Source organism: Streptomyces sp. NPDC001393, from assembly GCF_053597455.1.
In genome coordinates this window covers 262,247-280,747 of sequence record NZ_JBSFIH010000001.1, presented here as the reverse complement: position 1 = coordinate 280,747, position 18,501 = coordinate 262,247, and the positions used below count along the sequence as shown (strand labels likewise).

19 protein-coding genes are annotated in these 18,501 nt (G+C 73.6%); 8 read left to right on the top strand and 11 right to left on the bottom strand.

Going from position 1 to position 18,501, the window contains the following annotated elements; all coding sequences use genetic code 11:
• Together ACWC2T_RS01230 and ACWC2T_RS01225 are read right to left on the bottom strand one after the other, a co-directional pair.
• Nucleotides 1-849 carry an SMP-30/gluconolactonase/LRE family protein gene (locus ACWC2T_RS01230; protein WP_450668381.1) on the bottom strand — a complete coding sequence of 283 codons (849 nt, stop codon included), beginning with the start codon at nt 847-849 and terminating at the stop codon, nt 1-3.
• The gene (locus ACWC2T_RS01225; RefSeq protein ID WP_450668380.1) at nt 846-1,619 is read right to left on the bottom strand and encodes an IclR family transcriptional regulator; all 774 of its coding nucleotides are present in this window, start codon (nt 1,617-1,619) and stop codon (nt 846-848) included. Before ACWC2T_RS01225 ends, ACWC2T_RS01230 begins: the two co-directional genes overlap by 4 nt.
• A gap of 138 nt (nt 1,620-1,757) precedes the next feature.
• Here ACWC2T_RS01225 and ACWC2T_RS01220 point away from each other — a divergent pair, with 138 nt between their 5' ends.
• Nucleotides 1,758-2,315 carry a hypothetical protein gene (locus tag ACWC2T_RS01220; RefSeq protein ID WP_450668379.1) on the top strand — a complete coding sequence of 186 codons (558 nt, stop codon included), beginning with the start codon at nt 1,758-1,760 and terminating at the stop codon, nt 2,313-2,315.
• A gap of 17 nt (nt 2,316-2,332) precedes the next feature.
• Here the strand turns inward: ACWC2T_RS01220 and ACWC2T_RS01215 are convergent, their stop codons facing one another.
• A complete protein-coding gene (locus ACWC2T_RS01215) occupies nt 2,333-3,163 on the bottom strand; it encodes an SDR family NAD(P)-dependent oxidoreductase (RefSeq protein ID WP_450668378.1) in 831 nt (276 codons plus the stop codon).
• A 94-nt stretch (nt 3,164-3,257) separates the two neighbouring features.
• Between ACWC2T_RS01215 and ACWC2T_RS01210 the strand changes: the two genes are divergently transcribed.
• Nucleotides 3,258-4,157 (top strand): LysR family transcriptional regulator, encoded by a 900-nt coding sequence (locus ACWC2T_RS01210; RefSeq protein WP_450668377.1) that lies wholly within the window; start codon nt 3,258-3,260, stop codon nt 4,155-4,157.
• Nucleotide 4,158: 1 nt separating this feature from the next.
• Here the strand turns inward: ACWC2T_RS01210 and ACWC2T_RS01205 are convergent, their stop codons facing one another.
• The gene (locus tag ACWC2T_RS01205; RefSeq protein ID WP_450668376.1) at nt 4,159-5,028 is read right to left on the bottom strand and encodes an ATP-grasp domain-containing protein; all 870 of its coding nucleotides are present in this window, start codon (nt 5,026-5,028) and stop codon (nt 4,159-4,161) included.
• A 165-nt stretch (nt 5,029-5,193) separates the two neighbouring features.
• Between ACWC2T_RS01205 and ACWC2T_RS01200 the strand changes: the two genes are divergently transcribed.
• The 4 genes from ACWC2T_RS01200 (at nt 5,194) to ACWC2T_RS01185 (ending at nt 9,793) form a co-directional block, all read left to right on the top strand.
• Nucleotides 5,194-6,642: an acyl-CoA synthetase gene (locus ACWC2T_RS01200; protein ID WP_450668375.1), complete on the top strand. Its 1,449-nt coding sequence runs from the start codon at nt 5,194-5,196 to the stop codon at nt 6,640-6,642.
• Nucleotides 6,635-7,978, top strand: a complete 1,344-nt coding sequence (locus ACWC2T_RS01195; protein WP_450668374.1) for a carboxyl transferase domain-containing protein — start codon at nt 6,635-6,637, stop codon at nt 7,976-7,978. The genes ACWC2T_RS01200 and ACWC2T_RS01195 overlap by 8 nt, the downstream gene beginning before the upstream one ends.
• 85 nt (nt 7,979-8,063) lie before the next feature.
• Nucleotides 8,064-8,465 (top strand): CU044_2847 family protein, encoded by a 402-nt coding sequence (locus ACWC2T_RS01190; RefSeq protein WP_450668373.1) that lies wholly within the window; start codon nt 8,064-8,066, stop codon nt 8,463-8,465.
• Between the two features lie 290 nt (nt 8,466-8,755).
• On the top strand, nt 8,756-9,793 hold the full coding sequence (locus ACWC2T_RS01185; RefSeq protein ID WP_450668372.1) for a rod shape-determining protein: 1,038 nt from the start codon (nt 8,756-8,758) through the stop codon (nt 9,791-9,793).
• A 30-nt stretch (nt 9,794-9,823) separates the two neighbouring features.
• On the opposite strand, the gene ACWC2T_RS01180 is transcribed toward ACWC2T_RS01185, so the two are convergent.
• On the bottom strand, nt 9,824-11,203 hold the full coding sequence (locus tag ACWC2T_RS01180; protein ID WP_450668371.1) for an MFS transporter: 1,380 nt from the start codon (nt 11,201-11,203) through the stop codon (nt 9,824-9,826).
• A 92-nt stretch (nt 11,204-11,295) separates the two neighbouring features.
• Here ACWC2T_RS01180 and ACWC2T_RS01175 point away from each other — a divergent pair, with 92 nt between their 5' ends.
• Nucleotides 11,296-12,216, top strand: coding sequence for a LysR family transcriptional regulator (locus ACWC2T_RS01175; protein ID WP_450668370.1), 921 nt, complete (start codon nt 11,296-11,298; stop codon nt 12,214-12,216).
• A 326-nt stretch (nt 12,217-12,542) separates the two neighbouring features.
• On the opposite strand, the gene ACWC2T_RS01170 is transcribed toward ACWC2T_RS01175, so the two are convergent.
• The 3 genes from ACWC2T_RS01170 to ACWC2T_RS01160 are packed head-to-tail and all read right to left on the bottom strand — an operon-like array spanning nt 12,543 to nt 14,520.
• Nucleotides 12,543-12,680, bottom strand: coding sequence for a hypothetical protein (locus ACWC2T_RS01170; RefSeq protein WP_450668369.1), 138 nt, complete (start codon nt 12,678-12,680; stop codon nt 12,543-12,545).
• A 39-nt stretch (nt 12,681-12,719) separates the two neighbouring features.
• The gene (locus tag ACWC2T_RS01165) at nt 12,720-12,935 is read right to left on the bottom strand and encodes an acyl-CoA carboxylase subunit epsilon (RefSeq protein ID WP_450668368.1); all 216 of its coding nucleotides are present in this window, start codon (nt 12,933-12,935) and stop codon (nt 12,720-12,722) included.
• A gap of 22 nt (nt 12,936-12,957) precedes the next feature.
• Nucleotides 12,958-14,520, bottom strand: coding sequence for an acyl-CoA carboxylase subunit beta (locus ACWC2T_RS01160; RefSeq protein WP_450668367.1), 1,563 nt, complete (start codon nt 14,518-14,520; stop codon nt 12,958-12,960).
• Between the two features lie 391 nt (nt 14,521-14,911).
• Here ACWC2T_RS01160 and ACWC2T_RS01155 point away from each other — a divergent pair, with 391 nt between their 5' ends.
• Complete coding sequence (locus ACWC2T_RS01155; RefSeq protein WP_450668366.1) at nt 14,912-15,895, top strand: ParB/RepB/Spo0J family partition protein; 984 nt, start codon at nt 14,912-14,914, stop codon at nt 15,893-15,895.
• A gap of 120 nt (nt 15,896-16,015) precedes the next feature.
• On the opposite strand, the gene fabI is transcribed toward ACWC2T_RS01155, so the two are convergent.
• From fabI to ACWC2T_RS01140, 3 genes are read right to left on the bottom strand one after another with little or no spacing between them, the layout of a single operon-like run.
• Nucleotides 16,016-16,786, bottom strand: coding sequence for an enoyl-ACP reductase FabI (gene fabI / locus ACWC2T_RS01150; protein ID WP_450668365.1), 771 nt, complete (start codon nt 16,784-16,786; stop codon nt 16,016-16,018).
• Nucleotides 16,786-17,703 carry an aromatase/cyclase gene (locus ACWC2T_RS01145; RefSeq protein WP_450668364.1) on the bottom strand — a complete coding sequence of 306 codons (918 nt, stop codon included), beginning with the start codon at nt 17,701-17,703 and terminating at the stop codon, nt 16,786-16,788. Before ACWC2T_RS01145 ends, fabI begins: the two co-directional genes overlap by 1 nt.
• A 9-nt stretch (nt 17,704-17,712) precedes the next feature.
• Entirely contained in the window at nt 17,713-18,498 is a 786-nt protein-coding gene (locus tag ACWC2T_RS01140) for an SDR family NAD(P)-dependent oxidoreductase (protein WP_450668363.1), read from the bottom strand.
• Nucleotides 18,499-18,501 lie beyond the last annotated feature (3 nt).

Genomic DNA, 18,501 nt, shown 5'->3' with positions numbered 1-18,501 from the left:
TCAGCCCGCGAACGCCGGCTGGGCGACGCCCTGACCCGCGCCCGGTACGACCAGCAGCGAGCCCGCGACCGGGTGCGGTGCCGAGAGCCCCGTGCGGGCCGTCGTGACGTAGAGGTCGGTCAGGCCGGCGCCGCCGAACGCACACGCGGTCGTACGGGGCGTGGGCAGGCCGATCACCCGGTCCAGCTCACCGCGGGGCGTGTAACGCCGCACCGCTCCCCCGTCCCACAACGCCACCCACACGCAGCCGTCCGCGTCGACCGTCAGACCGTCCGGGAACCCGGCGCCCTCCTCGATCTCCACGAACGGGCGGCGGTCGTGGACCCGTTCGCCGTCGTGGTCGAAGACGTCCACCCGGCGGGTCGGGGTGTCCACGTAGTACATGAGGCGCCCGTCGGGGCTCCAGCCCGTGCCGTTGCTGACGGTGACGTCGGGCAGGACCGTCTCCACCGCCCCGGCACCGGTCAGCCGGGTCAGCGTGCCGCCGCCCGCCGCCTCGTCGTACCGCATGGTGCCCGCCCAGAGCGAGCCGTCGGGCGCCACCGCGGCGTCGTTCGCGCGGCGGCCCGGGACCGGCTCGTGGTGCAGCCAGCGGAAGCTCTCGTCGGGGTCCAGCAGGCCCACACCGTCCCGCAGGTTGAGCACGAGGCCGCCGCCCGCGCGGGGCTTGACCGCGCCCACGTGCTGCTGCGTCGTCCGCACCGTGCGCCGGCCGGTGGCCGGGTCGTAGGTGTGGACGCGCATGCCCAGGATGTCGAGCCACAGCAGCCGGCCCGTCGCCGGGTCCCAGGTCGGCCCCTCGCCCAGCTCCGCCTCGGCCCGTACGGCGACCTCGTAGCCGCCGCTCACACCGCGCTCCGGTGGCCGAGCAGCTCGGACAGCTCCGCCGCGCCCTTCACCGCCAGCTGCTCCAGCTCGGTGCGGCGCTCGTCGCTCCAGCGGATCATGGGTACCGAGATCGACAGCGCCGCGACGACCTGGCCGGTGCGGTCGCGCACGGGTGCGGCCACGCAGCTGACGTCCGGGTTGGACTCGCGGCTCTCCACCGCGATGCCCCGCTGCCGGATCTCCGCGAGGGCCGCGCGCAGGGCGGCCGGGTCGGTGATGCTGTTGGGGGTCATCGCGGTCAGCTCGGCGTCGTCCGGGATCCGTGCCGCGAGCTCCTGCTCCGGCAGCGAGGCCAGCAGCATCTTGCCGACGGAGGTGCAGTGGGCGGGGAGCCGGCGGCCGGCCGCGGAGACCATGCGGACGGCGTGCGTGGAGTCGACCTTGGCGATGTAGATGACGTCGGTGCCCTCGAGGATCGCCACGTGCACCGTCTCGTCGCAGGTCTCGGCGACAGAGCGGGCCACCTGCTGGCCCTCGGCGGCGAGGTCGAGCTGCTCGGCGTAGCGGCTGCCGAGCTGGTACGGGCGTACGCCGAGCCGGTAGCGTCCGGGCTGTCCCGGCACGGGCACGATGTACGACCGTGCGGCGAGCGTGGTGACCAGCTCGTGCACGGTGGTGCGCGGCAGCTGGAGCTTGCGCACGATGTCGGGGGCGGAGAGCGTCCCGTCCCCGTCGAGGAACAGCTCAAGAATGTCGAGAGCCCGGGTCACGGCAGGCACGAGGCGTCCCACGTCCGGCCCCCTCCCTTGGATAAGCGCCTGTTCGAGATTTCAACAGACGATCGGCATGACGAACACAGGCTAGTCATGGAGGGTTGCGCGGGCAATGGGTCGGGAGGACGGCAGCGGCGGTCCGGGCACCATGGGGCCATGCATCTCGACTTCCAGCTGGTGCTGCTGCGCCGCATGGCCGACCACAACCCGGACCTGGTGGAGGACGCCCGCCGGCGGCTGGGGGCCTCGATCGCGGACATGCGCGAGGCGAACAAGCGCTGGCAGGCCATGGTCCGCTCACCGCGCTCCCGGTCCGCCGCCGCCCGGTACCGCTCGGTCCTCGGCGAGCCCGAGTCCGTCCTTGCGCGCCGCCTCGGCGACGTCGACTGCGAGGCCCGGCGCTGGGCCCTGCCCCTCTGGCCCGACCTGCGCTTCGAGGTGCTGGTCGGGCCGGACGGGGCGGTGTGGAACGAGTGGCTGGTGCGCGCGCCCGGCGCCCCGACGCCCCGGCTCAAGACCCTGGACGACCTCGCCCCCTGGTCCTGCACGGTCGACGAGGCCGCCCGCGCCTTCGCCCCGGCCCGCCCCCTGGAGGGCACGGCCCCCACCCGCTGGGGGCTCGCCTTCACCGCCCCCGGCCCGGACGGCACACGGCACGAGGTGGTCGCCGAGTTCACCTGGGGGCTGCTGCAGAGGTGGGCCGTCATCGGCTAGGTCGGGCTTCAACCGGGTCAGGCGTCGAAGGCCGTCGCCCGGGTGCGCTTCTCCCAGGCCGTGACCTCCTCGCGGACCTGGTCGAGGTGGCCCAGGACGGCGCTGACCCCGTCGTCGCCGAGCGGCAGCCGCAGCGGGGTGTCCTCCGCCTCCAGCGCGGCCAGGATCAGGGCCGCCGCCTTGGCCGGGTCGCCGGGCTGGCTGCCGTGGCCGCCGCCCACCGCGCCCCGGGTCTCGCCGACCTTGCCGTACACCCCGCTGTCGGAGCTGGCCCCGGCCCGGCCGGCCTCGAACAGCGAGGTCCGGAACGCGCCCGGCTCGACGATCAGCACCTTGACGCCGTACTCCCGCACCTCGTCCGCGAGCGCCTCGGACAGCCCCTCCAGGGCGAACTTCGTCGCGCTGTACGCCCCGAAGCCCGCGAAGGACATCTGGCCGCCCATGCTGCTCATCTGCACGATCGCGCCCGAGCGCCGCTCCCGCAGGTGCGGCAGCACCGCCCGGACCAGCGCCGCCGGGCCGAAGAAGTGCAGGTCGAACAGGTCGCGCAGCTCGCCGTCGGTGGTCTCCTCGACGGCGCCGACGTGGGTGCGGCCCGCGTTGTTGACCAGCACGTCGATCCGCCCGTGCCGGGCCACGACATCGCCGACCGCCGCCTCGACCGCGGCCAGGTCGGTGACGTCCAGCCGCAGCGCCTCCACCTGGTCGGGATGCGCGGCCACCAGGTCGTCCAGGGCCTCGGGGCGCCGGACCGCCCCCACCACCACGTCACCGGCCGCGACGGCCGCCTCGGTGATCGCCCGCCCGAAACCGCTGTTCGCCCCGGTCACCAGCCAGACCTTGTTCATCACAACTCCCCGTATCCCTGGATCGGTTCGACACGCACCAGACTGCCGCCGGATGCCGTTGCCCGTCCAAGACCCTCGGTGATAACCAACGGCTATGACCATGGACGTCCACGCCCGCGATCTGCGCTACTTCGTCGCGGTCGCCGAGGAGCTGCACTTCACCCGCGCCGCCGAGCGGCTGTACGTCTCCCAGCCCGCGCTGAGCAAGCAGATCCGGGCGCTGGAGCGGCAGTTGGGGGCGGAGCTGTTCCGGCGTGACCGGCACGGGGTGGCGCTGACGGGCGCGGGCGAGGCGCTGCTGCCACACGCGCGCACGGTGCTGGCCGCGTGGGAGGCGGGCGCGGCGGCCGTGGAGGCGGCCAAGGCGGCCGAGCGCAGCACGCTGGTCGTGGGCATGAGCACCAGTCCGGGCCGGGGCGGGCTGCTGCCGGCCATCCGCTCCCGCTTCACCGCCGCACACCCGGAGACGGTGGTCCGGCTGCGCCAGATGAGCTGGGACGATCCGACGGCGGGCCTGGCGGACGGCACCGTGGACGTCGCCTTCTGCTGGCTCCCGCTGCCCGACGAGGAGCGCTACGCCTGGACCGTGGTCGCCGAGGAGCCCCGCCTGCTCGCCCTGCCCGAGTCCCACCCCCTCGCCGCCCGCCCCGAGATCGACTTCACCGACCTGCTGGACGAGCCGTTCCTGGCCCTGCCCACGAGCGCGGGCCGGCTGCGCGACCACTGGCTCGCCCTGGACGCCCGCGCCGGCCGGCCGCCCCGGATCGGCGCGGAGGTCTCCGGGGCGGAGGAGACGTACGAGGCCCTGGTCGCGGGCCTGGGCGTCTGCCTGGTGGCGGAGGGCAACGCCCCCCTGATCAGCCTGGGCGGCGTCACCACCCGCCGGGTCCGGGGCATCGGACCGAGCCGCTATGTGCTGGCCTGGCGACGAGAGGACGGCAGCCGACCGCTGGTACGGGCGTATACGGAGGCGTGTCGAGAGACCGTGCGCTGAGCTAGTCCGCAGCCGCCAGCACCGCCTCCACAACCCGCTCAAGGGACCCGGGATGCAGCCACAGAAACAGATTCGGCTCCACCAACTCCAGCTCCATCAGCCGAGGCTCCCCGTCCTCCCCGTCCACAAGATCCACACGCGCATAGAGCAACCCGGACGCACTCGGTATGACAGCCAACGCCTTGTCGGCGACAGCCAGCTCCGCCTCCGTCGGCTGCCACCGCTCCAAGCCGGGATGCGCCACCTTCTCCGCGTCGTACGGGGTGTCCGGCGCGAGCACCGCGCCCTTGCGGCTGGCGTGCAGCAGCCGGCCGCCGAAGAACTGCAGCGCCCGCTCGCCGCTGACATCGATGCCGTGCACATACGGCTGGACCATCGCGGTGAAGCCCTCGGCGTGCATCCGGGCGAGCTGCCGTACCGCCGTCTCGTGCTGGTCGGGGGTGTACCGCGCGGCGAACCGGGCGCCGGCGCCCGAGGTCGGCTTGATCACGTACTCGTGGTCGTCGGGCAGGCGGGCCGGCTCGCCCGGCGCCATGTAGCGCGTGGGGACGGTGGGCACGCCGGCCGCCGCCAGCTCGCCGAGGTAGCGCTTGTCGGTGTTCCAGCGCACCACGGGCGCCGGATTGGCGAGCCGGGTCAGCGCGCCGACCCGGTCCACCCAGGCCCCGAACTCCGCGGCCCGCCAGCTGTAGTCCCAGGTGGAGCGAACAACGACGAGGTCGTAGCGGGCCCAGTCGGCGTCCGGGTCGTCCCAGTACCGGGCCTCCGCCTCGGCCCCCGCGTCCCTGAGCGCCCGCACCAGCTCCGGCAGGTCGGTGTCCTTGCCGGGCTCGGCGCCGGGGTCGTAGGTGGCGAGGGCTATGCGGGGCACGGCGGACTCCCTGTCGTACGCGGGTCAGGACTCCGGCGAGGCTAACAACCACGCCCGGAACCGGAACAGCGCGGTTGACCTTGCCCATGGAGCTGCTGACTGCGCGCCGCCGTCCTGGTGTAGGAAGGGTGGCGACGGTCAACCGAACAGTTAGGAGTACGCCGCGTGTCCTCCCTCTTCCCCGCTCTGACGAGCGGTCCGGGCGAGCAGATCGCCCTGCGGTTCGGTGAGCGGTCGTTGACGTACGGCGAGCTGGCCGGGGCCGCCGGTGCGCTCGCCGCCCGGCTGCGCGGGGCCGGCCGGGTGGCCGTGTGGGCCACCCCGGAGCTGGAGACCGCCGTCGCCGTGACGGGCGTGCTGCTCGCCGGGGCGGCCGCGGTGCCGCTGAACCCGAAGTCGGGCGGGAAGGAACTCGCGCACATCGTCTCCGACAGCGCGCCGAAGCTGGTGCTGGCCGCGCCGGGCAACCAACTCTCCGAGGAACTCCGGGAGTTGGAACGGATCGACGTCGACTCGTCCGCCGGGCCCGGTGCCGTACCGGAGGAGACGGCCGGCGACGGGGACCCGGCGCTGATCGTCTACACCTCCGGCACCACCGGCCCGCCCAAGGGTGCCGTCCTGCCCCGCCGGGCCCTGGCCACCACCCTGGACGCGCTCGCCGACGCCTGGCAGTGGACGGCGGACGACGTGCTGGTCCACGGGCTGCCGTTGTTCCATGTGCACGGGCTCGTGCTGGGCGTCCTCGGTCCGCTGCGCCGGGGCGGCGCCGTCCGGCACCTGGGGCGGTTCTCCACCGAGGGCGTGGCGCGGGAGCTGAACGCCGGCGCGACCATGCTGTTCGGGGTGCCGACGATGTACCACCGCATCGCCGAGTCCCTGCCGGGCGACCCGCAGCTGGCCGAGGCCCTCGGGCGGGCCCGGCTGCTGGTCTCCGGCTCGGCCGCACTGCCCGTGCACGACCACGAGCGGATCGCGGCGGCGACCGGCCGCCGGGTGATCGAGCGGTACGGCATGACGGAGACGCTCATGAACACCAGCGTGCGGGCCGACGGCGAGCCGCGCGCGGGCACGGTGGGCGTGCCGCTGCCGGGTGTCGAGCTGCGGCTCGTGGAGGAGGACGGGACCCCGATCACCGCGTACGACGGGGAGAGCGTCGGCGAGATCCAGGTGCGCGGGCCGAACCTGTTCACCGAGTACCTGAACCGGCCCGACGCCACGGCCGCGGCGTTCACCGCCGACGGGTTCTTCCGCACCGGTGACATGGCCGTCCGCGAGCCCGACGGCTATGTGCGGATCGTCGGGCGCAAGGCCACGGATCTGATCAAGAGCGGCGGGTACAAGATCGGGGCCGGTGAGATCGAGAACGCGCTGCTGGAGCACCCGGGAGTGCGGGAGGCGGCCGTCACCGGGGAGCCGGACGCGGACCTGGGTGAGCGGATCGTCGCCTGGATCGTCCCGGCGGACCCGCAGGCACCGCCCGCCGCCGAGGAGTTGGCGGACCACGTGGCCCGTCGCCTCGCCCCGCACAAGCGCCCCCGTGTGGTCCGCTACCTGGACGCGCTCCCCCGCAACGACATGGGGAAGATCATGAAGCGGGCGCTGGCCGATGTCTGAGCGCCGCTCGGCCCGGGAGATGCTGACCCTGGTCGCCGACCGGGACACCTTCAGGGAATTCCCCGCGTCCCGCGGCGAGTTGAGGCCCGACGGCCCCCTCGGCTGGCAGGGTTACGACGCCTCGCGCGCCCGCGCCGCCGAACGCACCGGCGAGGAGGAGTCGGTCGTCTGCGGCACCGCGCGCGTCGAGGGCACCCCGGCCGTGCTGATCGCCTTCGAGTTCGGCTTCCTGGGCGGTTCCCTGGGTGAGCGCACCGGAGACCGGCTGGAGGCGGCGTACACCCACGCCCGCGCCCACCGGCTGCCGGTGGTGCCGTTGATCGCGACCGGGGGCAGCCGGATGCAGGAGGGCATGCTCGCGCTGAGCCAACTCCAGCGCGTGGCCCGGCAGTCGGCGCTCACCCGGGAGGCCGGCCTGCCGCAGATCGCGGTCCTGCGGGACCCGACGACCGGCGGTGGCTGGGCCACGCTCGGCGCCGGAGCGGACGTCGTCCTGGCCCTGCCGGGCGCCCAGGTCGGCTTCGCCGGCTCCCGGGTCCGCCCGGCCGACGCCGACCCGTCCGCGTACACGGCGGAGTCCCAGCTGGCGGTGGGCTCGGTGGACGCGGTGGTGGATCCCGGCGAGCTGAAGACCGTACTGGGGTCGTGGCTCCGCCTGCTCACGGCTCCGGCCACCGATGTGCCCCCGCCACGGGCGCTGGGCTTGGCCGGTCTCCCCGCCACCGGCTGGGACGCCGTCCGGCGCGCACGCTCCCCCGAACGGCCGCGGGCGCACGCCTACTTGGACGCCTGCTTCACCCACCGCCGCGACATCAGCGGCGACCGGTGCGGGGGTACGGATCCCGGCGGCATGCTGTGCGGGTTCGGCGAGCGGGACGGCCGTACGGTCGCCTACGCGGCGCAGACCGGGGCGGCGACCCGGCCCGCCGGCTACCGGACGGCGGCCCGGCTGATCCGGCTCGCGGACCGGCTCGGCATCCCCGTGCTGACGCTGGTGGACACTCCGGGGGCGGCCAATGACGCCGAGGCGGAGCGGCAGGGGGCCGGCGCGGCGATCGCGGAGGTCTTCGGGGCGGTCGCCTCCGCCCGGGTCCCGATCACCACGCTGGTCATCGGCGAGGGCGGCTCCGGCGGCGCCCTGGCGCTGGCCGCACCGGGCAACACCTGGGCCACACCGGACAGTTACTTCTCGGTGATCGCCCCGGAGCTGGCGGCGGCCATCCTCAAACGGCCGAGCGAAGCCGTGGAGGCGACCGCCGGGCAACTGCGCATCCGGCCACAGGATCTGGTGGAACTGGGGGTGATCAGGGGGATCGTGGACCACCCCCGGCCGTAGGTCACTTCACTCTTGTGAGACCCGAGACACCGTCAGGAACCTCCGGCCACAATGGACTTGGCCGCACGGCGAGCACACGGGGGCGATGAACACCATGGGCAGACTGCTGGAGTTCACCACGGACGACGGCGCCGTGGTCGTCGTGGAGAGCGGGGAGTCCGAGACCGGGACCCAGCTCGTCAGCCGTGGCGGGGCCGGCCCGGCGGCCCAGGCGTCCAGCACCTTCGAGGGCGCCCTGGACGGTGTGCGCTCGGCGGCCCAGTCCGCGCTGCGGGTCTTCCGCGACGGCAGCCTGCGTCCCGACTCGGTGGAGCTGGAGTTCGGGGTGAAGCTGACCGCGGAGGCCGGCGCGGTCATCGCCAAGGGAGCGGCGGAGGGGCAGCTGGTGGTGCGCCTGGCATGGTCGTCGCGGGGTCCGGACGCCGAGCCGGCCACGGCGGCGCTCCCGGCGGCGGCGAGCACCACGGAGCCGACGTCCCGCTCATGAGGGGTGCGTCCCGGCACGCCCGGATCGAGTGCGCGGGCGCGGCGGCCGGCGCGGGCTTCCTGGTGGGCTGCACGGCCCGCGGTGCCGACCGGCCTCGGCCTTTTACCTCCTCCGCGCGCCACACAGAGCCTGTGACACACCCGAGGCCGTGAAGACCCCCCGTTCGGCGGCACCCCGCCCGGCCCCCTCCAGAAGGCGCCCGGCACCGGCCCCCGCGCAGGATGCAGGGAGAGAAAGACACCCGCCGACCGGGCGGGCGCCCAAGGCCTGCGCACTCGGGAGGATCCGCCGTGACCGTCAGTCTGGAGCAGTTGCGCCGCTGCCACTTCGCCGTCGATCTGGGGGCGGCCCGCACCCGCGTGTATGTGAAGGGCGCCGGACTCGTCGTCGACCAGCCCTCGGTCGCCGCCGTGAACACCCGTACCGGGGCGCTCATAGCGGTGGGTGAGTTCGCGGAGCAGATGACGGGACGGACGCCGGGGTACATCCGGGTCGTCCGGCCCATCTCGGGCGGCACGGTGGTCGACATCGAGATGGCCCAGCGCATGCTGCGGCAGCTGCTCGGCGACAAGATGCGCCGTAGCCTGCGCCGCAATCTCCGGCTGCGCGCTGCGGCCTGCACCCCGCACGACGCCGATCCGCTGGCCCAGCGGGCGACCATCGAGACGCTGGTCGGGCTGGGGGCGCGCAGGGTCGAGCTGGTGGACACGCTGATCGCCGCCGCCGTGGGGTGCGGGCTGCCGGTGGAGCTCCCCGAGGCCTCGATGATCATGGTGTGCGGGGCCGCCGCCACCCAGGTGGCCGTCCTCTCGCTCGGCTCCATCGTGACCGCCGAGCGGATACCGGTGGGCGGCGAGGCCGTGGACCACGCGATCGTGCAGCATCTGCGGCACGCGCACGCGCTGATCCTGCCCAGCCAGTCGGTACGTCCGCTGCAACTGGCGCTGTCCGGCAACGGGCTGACCCCGCATGGCCCGGCGTCCACGGTGATCCACGGCCGGGACGTGGCCACCGGGCTCGCCCGCAGTGCGCGCGTCGACACCGCCGCCGTACGGGACGCGATCCAGACCCCGCTGACCGCCGTCCTCGACGGCATCGGCAAGGTGCTGCGCGACTGCCCGCCCGACCTGGTCGCCGACCTCGCCGACCGCGGGATCACGATGGTCGGCGGCTCGGCCCTGCTGCCCGGCTTCGACCAGATGCTGCGGCAGGCCACCGGGATGCCGGTGCACATCGCCGAGCGGCCCGACATCTGCGCGGCCCAGGGCATCGGCGCCATGCTGGAGGGCCGGATCGAACCCCTGGTCCTGAACCCGCTGGCCGCCTGACCGCGCACGGCGCCGGAGACGAGCCGTCTCTCACTCACCTGTACGGCAGACCAGCAGCACCGCGATCGCCCCGACCCCCATGAGCAGGTAACCGGAGCCGGCGAGCGCGCCCGACGTGCCCAGCACCGCCACCCCCAGCGCGGACCCGGCCTGCCGTATCCCGTTGAGCGCGCCCTGACTCGTCGCCGCGTACTCCCCCGGCGCCGCGACGGCCACCGCCGCGGCCGCGCCCGGGATGGACAGCGTGCCGGCCGCGGCGAGCGCCAGCTCCGCGGCCACGATCAGCGGCAGCGGCGGGTGCCCGCCCGCCGCACAGGCCAGCAGCGCCCCGGCGACGACGGTGGCGGCCATGCCGGTCAGCAGCACCGGGCGGGCGCCGTGGCGGGCCACGAGCCGGCCGGTGAAGAACGGCATCACGCACACCGGGAAGGTCAGCGGCAGGGCGGCGAGGCCGGCGTCGAACGGGGTCAGGCGATAGGTGTGCTGGAGCCATACGGCGAGCTGGTACAGGCCGCCGAAGTAGGCGAAGCAGGACACCGCGGCGGCCACCAGCGCCGCCCGTACCCTCGGCAGGGCGAGCAGTGCGGGCGGCAGGACCGGGGCGGCGGCCCGGCGCTCCACGGCGGCCACCGCGGTGAAGCAGCCGAGCGCGGCGGCGAGCGGGAGCAGCGCCGCCGCCGCGCCCCAGCCCTCGATGCCGGCCTCGACCAGACCGAAGGTGAGCAGACCGAGACCGGCGGTGGACAGCACCAGGCCCGGACGGTCCAGGGCACGGCCGGTCCGTGCGGGCGGCGTGGGCAGCCGGCGGGCGAGGAGCAGAGCGGCGAGCGCGAGGGGCGGGTTGACCAGGAACACCAGCCGCCAGCCGCCGAGTTCGACGAGGGCCCCGCCGAGCACGGGTCCGGCGGCGGCTCCCAGTCCGCTGAGCGCCGCCCAGGCACCGATGGCGCGGGTACGGCGGGCGGGATCCGGGTGCTGGTGGATGAGGAGGGCCAGGGAGGCGGGCACCAGACCGGCGCCCGCGGCGCCGAGCGCGGCGCGTCCGGCGATCAGGGCGCCGGAGCCGGGCGCGAGGGCGCAGGCCACGGACAGCGCGGCGAAGAGGCCGAGCGCCAGGGTGAAGACGCGGCGGGCGCCGAAGCGGTCGGCGATGACCCCGCCGGCCAGGAGCAGCCCGGCGAAGACGACCGTGTAGGCGTCGACGGTCCAGGGCAGCGCGGCGGCGGCCGGGTGTAGCGAGGCCTGGATGTCGGGGACGGCGACGTTGAGGATCGAGGTGTCCAGCAGGACGAGCAGGTTGCCGGTGGCGAGGGCGGCGAAGGCCAGTCGGGACGTGCTTCGGCCGGTCCCGTGCGGGGCGGGACCGGCGGTCGGCGGGGCCGGCCGGCAGGTGGGTTCGGCTGTGGTCATGCGGGCAGCGTGTCCCGGGCGGCGTGGTGCTCGCGACGCCGCACTTCCGATGGGGGCATCGGAAAGTCCGATGGATTGGTTACCCTTCCGCCGTGGACTCCCGCTATCTGCGTGCCTTCGTCGCCGTCGCCGAGCACGGCGGCATCTCCGCCGCCGCCCAGGCCCTGGGCTACGCACAGTCCAGCGTGAGCGCCCAACTCCAGCGGCTGGAGGCCGACTTGGGTGTGAGCATCCTGGTGCGGACGGGCACCGGCGCGGTGCTCACCGAGGCGGGCTCCCGGCTGCTGCCGCACGCGCGCGAGTCCTTGGAGCTGGAGGAGCGGATGCGCCGGGCGGCCCGCGGCGACCGGACCCGGCTGCGGATCGGGGCGCAGGAGTCACTGGCCCACGTGTGGCTGCCCGAGGTGCTGGCCGCCCTGGAGTACGGCGCGGGCGGCACCGGCACCGGCGCGGACATCGAGCTGACGGTGGCCCCGCGAGAGGCGCTGGAACGGGCCTTCGACGCGGGCGAGTCGGACCTGGTGTTCCGGTACGACAACGGAGCCCGCACGGTCCGCCCGCACGCGGTCGTGGGGCACGACCGTACGGTCCTGGTGGCGGCGCCCGGCCACCCGCTGGCCCGGCGGGAGACGGTGACTCCCGAGCAACTGCTGTGCCACGACTTCCTGGTGGCCGAACGCGGCTGCACCTCACAGATGTTGGTGGACCGCTTCGGCCGTGACCTGCTGGCCGGCGCCCAACAGACCCTGCTCCAGGGCTCGATGGCGGCCCTGCTCCGCCTTCTGGGCCACGGCCACGGCGTCACCCTGCTCCCGCACCTGACGGTCGCGCGGGAGCTGGAGGAGGGCGAACTGGTCGAACTGCCCCTGGCCGAGCGGATCCGCCCGGTCGCCATCATGGCCCAGTGGCGCCCCCGCCTGGGCGAGGCCGAACGCACCGTGCGGACCCTGCTCGACCTGGCTCACCGCGCGGACCCGCTGCCGGAGGTGACGCGGGCGCTGCGCGCGTCCTGACGCACGGTCGGCTTCCCGCGCCCTCCGGCCTGTGCGAACCCGGTCGGTCAGTACGGCAGGATGCGCCCCGACGGCGTCCTGCGGTCGATCTCCCGGTCGCGTGGGGCGGCGGGGCGTCGGATGACGCGTACCCGGATGCGACGGTCCATGACGCCCTCCCTCTGCCGAAGTGGCCCGGCGATCGAACGCCGGTAGGAGGTGGGTGCCCAGGATGCGGGCCGTTCAAGCATGTACGGGTCAACCAGAGGCCCGGGAAGGAGAGTCGGCGGCGGCCCGGACGTGCGGGGCGTCCCGGCCCGGGGCGGCGTACACGGCCACCGAGGCGATCAGTCGATGCCGCGGTGGATGTGCGGGTCGAGCACGGCCTCTTCCTCGTCCTCCCCGGCGAGCAGGGGCACGGGCACGGTGTGTTCCTCGCCCTCGGCGGGCTGCTCGGGCGGGCGGGTGCGTGGCGGCGGCTCCATCGGTGCCTCTCCTTCGTCGGTCCGGCCGGTGACGGGTTCTCAGTGCTGCCAGCTGGTCGGGGAGCGGTAGAACGCGTGGCGCTCCGGTCGCTCCCAGCCCGGGACGGCCGGGACGACCGGGGCGACCGGCTGGTCCCCGGGCCGGGCGACCCGGGTGAGGAGTACGGCGGTCAGGGCGGCCAGTTCCTCGTCGGAGAGGGTGCCGCGCTCGACGCGGACGGACGGCTGGTCGGCGGGTTCCCTCACGGTGGTCACGGGTTCACTCCTTCTGCCCCGGTCAGTGGGGCGGGTTGCCGTGTTTGCGGGCGGGCAGGCCGGCGTGCTTGGTGCGCAGCATGCGCAGGGAGCGGATGAGCGCCTGGCGGGTGTCGGCGGGGTCGATGACGTCGTCGACCAGGCCGCGCTCGGCGGCGTAGTAGGGGTGCATCAGCTCGGCCTTGTACTCCTCGACCACGCGCCGGCGCATGGCCTCGGGGTCCTCGGCGGCCTGGATCCGACGGCGGAAGACCACGCCCGCGGCGCCCTCGGCGCCCATGACCGCGATCTCGTTGGTCGGCCAGGCGTACGACAGGTCCGCCCCGACGGAGCGGGAGTCCATGACGATGTAGGCGCCGCCGTAGGCCTTGCGCAGGATGAGCTGGATCCTCGGCACGGTGGCGTTGCAGTAGGCGTACAGCAGCTTGGCGCCGTGCCGGATGATGCCGCCGTGCTCCTGGTCGACGCCGGGCAGGAAGCCGGGCACGTCCAGCAGGGTGACGATGGGTATGTTGAAGGCGTCGCACATCTGCACGAAGCGGGCGGCCTTGTCGCTGGCGTCGATGTCCAGGACTCCGGCGAGGGACCGGGGCTGGTTGGCGACGATGCCGACGACCTGGCCGTCCAGCCGGGCCAGGGCGACGAGCACGTTGGTCGCCCAGCGCTCGTGGATCTCCAGGTACTCTCCGTCGTCCACGACCGCCTCCAGGACGGCCCGCATGTCGTAGGGCCGGTTGCCGTCGGCGGGGACCAGGTCCAGCAGCTCCTCGCAGCGCCGGTCGGCCGGGTCCCTGGTGACGGCCGCGGGCGCGGTCTGGCGGTTGTTCTGGGGCAGATGGGACAGCAGGTAGCGAACCTCCTCCAGGCAGGACTCCTCGTCGTCGTGGACGAAGTGGGCGACGCCGGAGACCTCGGCGTGCACGTCCGCGCCGCCCAGGCCGTTGTGGGTGATCTGCTCGCCGGTGACGGCCTGGACCACGTCGGGCCCGGTGATGAACATCTGCGAGGTTTCGCGGACCATGAAGACGAAGTCGGTGAGCGCCGGGGAGTACGCGGCGCCGCCCGCACAGGGGCCGAGCATGACGGAGATCTGCGGAATGACCCCGGAGGCCCTGGTGTTGCGGGCGAAGATGCCGCCGTAGCCGGCCAGGGCGCTGACGCCCTCCTGGATGCGGGCCCCGGCGCCGTCGTTCAGGGAGACCAGGGGCGCGCCGGCCGCGATGGCCATGTCCATGATCTTGTGGATCTTGGTGGCGTGCGCCTCCCCCAGCGCGCCGCCGAAGATGCGGAAGTCGTGCGCGTACACGAACACCGTCCGCCCGTGCACCGTGCCCCAGCCGGTGACCACGCCGTCGGTGTGGGGCCGCCTGTTCTCCAGCCCGAACCCCGTGGCCCGGTGCCGGCGCAGCGGCTCGACCTCGTGGAACGATCCCTTGTCCAGGAGCAGTTCGATCCGCTCCCGCGCGGTCAGCTTGCCCTTGGCGTGCTGCGCCTGCGTCGACTTCTCGCCCGGGCCGGCCGTGACCTGTTCCCGGATGGCCCGCAGCTGAGCCACCCGGCTGCGGGTGCTGTCCGTGGTCACCACGTGAGCCTCCTCCTCGTTTCCGCCTGCGGGGGAACGCCGGAAATGCCGCGCCGGTAATGTAGCTGGCGAACTCACCGGCCAGGAAGGAAACAACGGCGCCGGCCTCGTTCACGGTTTCCGGCAGCGGCTCGGTGTCTTATCGGTTGAGGGATTCCCGCGAACGCGAACTGTTTCGGTGACGCGTGGGTGAACGCGCTCGCCGCGATCGCCCGGGTACGGCAATTCCCGGTCAGCGCAACACCAGTCGAGAACACAGCACGCCCGAGAGACTGGCGGTATCAGGCCACAGGAGAAGCGCTTTCATTCGAGGGTAGGTGGCGTGAAACTATCGGGGGCCAGTGTGATTCAACCGGCAGGCATCAATCCGACTCAGGTCGAAAGCGTCCCCATCATGTCGTTGCGGGCCGGCGAGTCGCCGCGGCTGAACGGGGACGACAAGGCACACATCGCCAGGCTCGCCGAGACGGAGGGGCCGTTGCCGCCCATCCTGGTGGACCGGCGCACCATGCGGGTGATCGACGGGATGCACCGCCTGATGGCGGCGTCCCTCCAAGGGCGCCAGTCCATCGACGTGGTGTTCTTCGACGGCACCGAGGCCGACGCGTTCCTGCGTGGCGTCCAGGAGAACGTCACGCACGGCCTGCCGCTCACCCAGGCCGACCGCCGGGCGGCCGCCGAACGCATCGTCGGGACGCACCCGCACCTGTCCGACCGGGCCATAGGCCAGGTGACGGGCCTGGCCGCGAAGACCGTCGCCGCGATCAGGAGACGTTCAACCGAGGAGTCGGCACAGTCGAACGCCCGGGTGGGCAGGGACGGCAGGGTCCGGCCGCTGGACAGCAGCGAGGCCCGGCGGCGCGCCGCGGAACTGCTCACCGGGCAGCCGAGGGCGTCGCTGCGGCACGTGGCGCGCGCGGCGGGCATCTCCCCGGCGACGGTCCTCGACGTGCGCAAGCGCCTCGAGCGCGGCGAGTCACCGGTGCCGCAGCGGACGGCCGCGGCCGGTGCGGCGGGGTCCGGCGACGGCGGTGTGGGCGCGGCGGCCCCGATCGCCTCGCCGGCCCCGGCGCCGCCCGATCCGCCACGGCGGCCGGGCCCCGGAACGCCGGCTCCCGCCGGCCCGGCCGCCACCGTGGAGAAACTGCTGCGCGACCCGTCTCTGCGGAACAACGAACGCGGAAAGGGAATGCTCCGCCTGCTGCACGTCAACGCCGTCGGGGAGGCCCAACTACCCGACACGGTCGAGGCGGTTCCTCCGCACTGCGCCGCCATCGTCGTGCAACTCGCCCGGCATTACTCGAAGATGTGGCAGGACTTCGCCAGGGAACTCGACGGCAGGGCGCGGATCGCGGACCCGTCGGCCGCCGGACGCTGACCCCCGGAAACCTCGGGGAAACACAGTTTCAGGGAAACAGAAACCTCACGGAAACAGAACGCAGAAGTGCGAGAAAGGGCCGGTCGGCAAGCCGACCGGCCCTTTCTTTGTGAGAATTGTTCACGTTCCGACGGCGTGAAAGCCGCCGTCCACATGGACGATCTCACCGCTGGTGCTGGGAAACCAGTCCGACAACAGGGCGACGCATGCGCGGGCCGCGGGTTCGGCATCGGTGACGTCCCAGCCCAGCGGGGCGCGTTCCCGCCAGGCGGATTCGAAGCGGGCGAAGCCCGGGATGCTGGTGGCCGCCTGGGTCCGCAGCGGTCCGGCGGCCACCAGGTTGACCCGGACGCCACAAGGACCGAGGTCACGGGTGAGATACCGGGTGACGGACTCCAGCGCGGCCTTCGCCACGCCCATCCAGTCGTAGCCGGGCCAGGCGAGAGAGGCGTCGAAGTCCAGCCCGACCACCGAGGCGGGCCTGGCCAGCACCGGCAGGCAGGCCCTGGCGAGCGCCTTCAAGGAGTACGCCGAGACGTGCACGGCCGTCGCCACGTCCGGCCACGGCGTGTTGAGGAACTCGCCGCCCAGCGCGGACTGCGGCGCGAAGGCGATCGCGTGCAGCACGCCGTCGAGCTGCGGGTGATACGCACCGACCCGCTCCGGGAGAGCGGCGAGGTCCGCCTCGCTGGTCACGTCCAGTTCGATCACGGGGGCCTTGGCCGGCAGACGCTCCGCGACGTACCGGGTGATACGGCCCGCACGCCCGTAGGAGGAGAGCAGCACCTCGGCGCCCTCCTCCTGGGCCCGGCGGGCGACCGCGAAGGCGATGGAGGACTCGGTGAGCACCCCGGTCACCAGGATGCGCTTGCCCGCGAGTACTCCGGTCATCAGCCGACCGCCACCAGCTCGCGGGCGCGGCACAGGGTGGCCACGCTGTTGCCGCCGATCGACCGGCGGACCAGCGCGCCGGCCTGCTCCACGGTGGCCTCGGGCCCGAGCATCGCGGTGATGGCCTCCTCCTTGAGGACGACCGTGTGCCGGGCGACCGTCGTGCCGTCCTCCCGCACGTGCCACGAGCCGACATGGGCGTGGAGGAAGGCGGGCAGCGTGGTCTGCTTGTAGACGATCGTGTCCGCGGGCAGCAGGACACGGACCGAGACGGTGGTGTGGATGTCGTCGCCGCCGGAGCTCTCCACGGTGTCCATCTCCAGGTGCTGGACGCCCTGCGGCTCCTCGGTCAGTTCCACCCGTGCCACGTGCGGGATCAGCCCGGGCCACTTCCCGGCCTCGGCGAGGAAGCCGAAGACCTTCCGCTGCCCGCCGCCGACGGCCACTTCGTCCTCGAAGTCCACCAGCAGGTGGGTGCGGCCGGCCGCGAGGCGCAGCGATTCCAGCTCGGCCAGCGAGTTGCGGTCAACGACCTCCTCGATCCGGTCCAGGAGGGTCGCGTCGTCGCCTTCGGCACAGAACCAGTGCCGGAAGACGACACGGGAGGTGTCGCCGGCCGGGGTGACCACCCACTCCCCGCGCATGGCCGCCACCGGAGGGGCCGGCTCGGTCTGGCGGAAGCCGATCCGGCGCGCGTCGCGGTCCAGGGTGCGGTGCGAGACCCAGGACTTCACGGAGTCCCCGGCGAACGCCCAGATTCTCAGCCGCTGTTCGCCACCGGGACCGGGCGGCAGGTATGTGACGTGGACGGTCGGGGTGAAGATCGCGGGCCAGCGCTCGGCGTCCGCGATCAGGTCGTAGACGGTGTCGGCCGCGGCGGGAACGGTGATGACGTGTTCGGTGTGCCGGGTTCGCATGACTGCCTCTCAGTAATTGCCCAGGCCACCGCAGACGTTGACGGCCTGCGCGGTGATGGAGTCGGCGGTGTCCGTGGCCAGGTAGCCGATCAGGCCTGCCACCTCCCGCGGTGTCGAGTACCGGCCCAGCGGGATCTTCGCCAGGAAGCGCTTGAGCACCTCCTCCTCGGAGATCTTCAGGCCCGCCGCATAGCCCTGGCGCACCTTGACGGCCATGGGCGTCTCCACGTATCCCGGGCAGACCGCGTTGACGGTGATCCCGGTCCCGGCCAGCTCCAGCCCGAGCGCCTTGGTGAAGCCGATCACCCCGTGCTTGGAGGCGGAGTACGGGGCGGCGTACACCACGCCCTGCTTGCCGCCGGTGGAGGCGATGTTGATGATCCGCCCCCAGGGGCGCCCGGCGAGTCCGCCCGCCTTCAGCACCTCACGGGTGACGCGGAAGGTGCCGGTGAGGTTGGTGTCGATGACCGACTGCCACACCTCGTCGGTGAGGTCGGCGGTGATCCCGCCACCGCCCCGCCCCGCGTTGTTGACCAGGATGTCGATCCGCCCGAAGCGACGCGTGGCCTCGCGCACGAGCGCCGCCACGTCCGGACCGGACGAGATGTCGGCCACGGCGCCGTCGGCCTCGATGCCCTCGCCGCTCAGCTCCTTGACGGCCGCGGCGACACCGTCGCTGCCCCGCGCGCACAGGAACACCCGGTGGCCGGACGCGCCCAGGGTCCGGGCCGTCTCCAGGCCGATGCCGCTGGTGGCGCCGGTGATCAGCGCCACCCGCGTGCTGTCGTCTGCCATCAC